General features: G+C 66.5%; 1 protein-coding gene and 1 pseudogene. One reads left to right on the top strand and one right to left on the bottom strand.

What is annotated here, in order from left to right; genetic code table 11:
* A pseudogene (locus ACE3SN_RS16620) lies at positions 1–220 on the bottom strand (hypothetical protein); the annotation flags it as partial.
* A 45-nt stretch (positions 221–265) separates the two neighbouring features.
* Here ACE3SN_RS16620 and ACE3SN_RS16615 point away from each other — a divergent pair.
* Positions 266–2,989: YdbH domain-containing protein (locus tag ACE3SN_RS16615; RefSeq protein ID WP_374531915.1), on the top strand; the 2,724-nt coding region annotated here is incomplete at its 3' end.

The following is a 2,989-nucleotide window of genomic DNA, read 5'->3' as shown; positions in this document are numbered from 1 at the left end:
CGAAGCGCGCCAGCAGGCTCTTGGCAAGCGGCTTGGTGTCCTTGCGCGGAATTGCGGTCATCAGCAGGTATTCGATGATTTCGTGATCGCCCAGGGCCTCTTGCCCGCCCGCTAGCAGCCGCGCGCGCAGCCGGGCGCGGTGGCCTGCGCCGTCGTGGGAAGGCGCGCCCTTCGCGTCCGGCGATTTGGCCTTCCTGTCATCAAGCGGCAATTCATCCATGGCTCTCCATTGCCTTTCACGGCCCAAACGCGCAAGGGTGACGCAATGGTCGACGACCCCGGCGAACTGACTGAAACCCCGGAAGAAGTGGTGCTGACGCGCCGCCGAAGGCGTTGGCGCATCCTTGGCTGGGCGGCGGCGATCCTGGCGCTGCTGGTTGCGCTGGCATGGCTTAACCGCACGTCGATTGTCGACCGCGTCGTTTCCGGCCAACTGTCCAGCCTTGGCCTGCCGGGCAAATACAAGATCGAATCCGCCAGTTTCGGCACGCAGGTCCTCACCGACATCGTGATCGGCGATCCCGCCCATCCGGACCTGACGATCGAGCGCGCGGAGGTAACCGTCGTGCCGACCTTCGGCATGCCGACCGTGGGCAGTGTGCGGTTGGTCAGGCCCCGGCTTTACGGGACGGTCGCCGATGCCAAGGCCAGCTTCGGCAGCCTCGACAAGCTGCTGTTCGCCAAGTCGGAAAAGCCGGTAGGCCTGCCCGACATGGAGCTTGAACTGGTGGACGGGCGGGCGCGGCTCGATACCGATTACGGGCTGGTCGGGATCAAGGTAGAAGGAAAGGGCAACCTGTCCGACGGCTTCAGCGGGATCCTCGCGGCAACCGCGCCCGAGCTCAAGCAGGGAGACTGCAAGCTGAATGCAGCTACGCTTTACGGGACGGTCAGGATCACCTCGGCCAAGCCCGCCTTTGCGGGGCCGCTGCGCTTCAAGGCGCTCGATTGCCCGGGGCAGGGCCTGAAGCTGGCCGACGGCGCGGTTCAGCTCGATGCAGCGACAAGCGAGCGGTTGGACAGCGTCGATGGCAAGTTCGGCCTCTCTACCGGGGCGCTGGCCTGGAACGCGGCGGCGGTGCGCAACCTTGGCGGCAGCGGCGATTTTTCATTCAAGGGCGGCGACCTGACGACTCGTTACAACGTCAAGGGCACAGGAATCTCGGCCGGTTACGCCAATGTTGGCGAACTGACCCTGGAAGGCCTGCTGCGCAGCCACGACGGCTTCGCCCGCCTTGAAGGCGAAGGCAATCTCACCGGGTCGGAACTTGCCGTCAGCAAGGATTTCGACGCCGCCCTGGCGCAGCTTGCAGTGTCGGGCAAGGACACGCTGATTGCGCCAATCGCGGCCCAGCTTCGTTCGGGGCTGGTCCGCGAAGGGCGCGGCAGCAAGCTTGGCGCGACGTATCAGCTGCGCAGCAATGCCGGCGAATTGACGCTGACGATCCCGCGCGCGGTGCTGCGCGGCGGCAGCGGAGCCGATGTGCTTTCGCTGTCGCGCGTCCAGGTCACCGCAGGCGGGGAAGGGCTGCCGCGCATTTCGGGCAATGTGCTGACCGGCGGTGCCGGACTGCCGCAGCTTCATGGCCGGATCGAGCGCCACGGCGATGGCACGGCCGGTGCGCGTTTCACGATGGCCGAATACGCCGCCGGCGATACCCGCCTGTCGCTCCCGTCGCTGGTCCTGGCGCAGACGCGCGGCGGCGAGTTGGGCTTTTCTGGCCGGGCGGAACTGTCCGGCGCGGTGCCGGACGGCCGGATTGATCGGCTGGTGGTGCCGCTCGACGGCAACTGGTCGGCGCGGCGCGGGCTCTCGGCCTGGCGCAGTTGCACGCCGCTCTCGTTCCGCAGCTTCAAGCTCGCCAACCTCACACTCGATCCCCGCCAGCTCACGCTTTGCCCCGGCGCCGAAGGCGCGATCCTGCGCAGCGATGCGCGGGGCACCCGGATCGCGGCACTGGCCCGCTCGCTCAGCCTGGCGGGGCGGATCAAGGACACGCCGCTGCGGCTTGCCAGCGGTCCGGTCGCGATCAACTGGCCCGGCAAGCTCTCGGCCACCACCGTCGCGGTCGAGGTCGGATCGGTGCAGGAGCCGACGACGGTCAAGCTGGCCCAGTTGACCGGCGTTTTGGGCAAGGAGATCAGCGGGACCTTCACCGGTGCCGAGATCAAGCTCAGCGCCGTGCCGCTCGATTTGTTCGACGGCTCAGGACAGTGGCGCTTTGCGGACAGCGACCTGGCGGTCAGCGAAGCGGCCTTCAGGCTAGAAGATCGCGCCGTGGATGACCGGTTCAGGCCACTGATCGCGCATGGCGCCGAAATGCATCTGCACGGCAGCGACTTCACGGCCACGGCCATGCTGCGCGAGCCCAGGAGCGACCGCGAGGTGGTGAAGGCGGACATTGCGCACGACATGGACGATGGCAAGGGACACGCGATCCTGACCGTGCCCGGGCTGGTCTTTGACAATGCCATGCAGCCCGATACGCTGACGGCGCTCGCGCTGGGGGTTATCGCCAATGCCAGGGGGACGGTGACCGGCAGCGGACGGATCGACTGGGATGCCGTCAATGTCACCAGCACCGGCACCTTTTCCACCCAGGGCCTGGATTTTGCGGCTGCTTTCGGTCCGACCAAGGGCCTTAGGGGCACGGTCGAGTTTTCCGACCTGCTCGGTCTCGTCACCAAACGCGATCAGAAGCTGCAGATCGCCTCGATCAACCCCGGGATCGAGGTGGACAATGGCGAAGTCTCGTTCCAGCTTGAAGGCAACAATGTGCTGGTCGTGAACGGGGCAAACTGGCCGTTCGTCGACGGGACGCTGGAATTGCTGCCGACGCGGATGGTGCTGGGGGCGTCCGAGGTCCGGCGCTACACCTTGCGGCTGCGCGGTGCCAATGCGGCCAAGTTCGTCCAGCAGCTGGAACTTGGCAACGTGTCCGCCGAGGGGATTTTCGATGGCGACATCCCGATCGTGTTCGACGAGAAT

It is taken from the genome of Novosphingobium sp. (assembly GCF_041915465.1).
Taxonomy (GTDB): Bacteria; Pseudomonadota; Alphaproteobacteria; order Sphingomonadales; family Sphingomonadaceae; genus Novosphingobium.
Note: the sequence above shows the minus strand (reverse complement) of the source record. Positions and strands in the feature narration are given on the sequence as shown.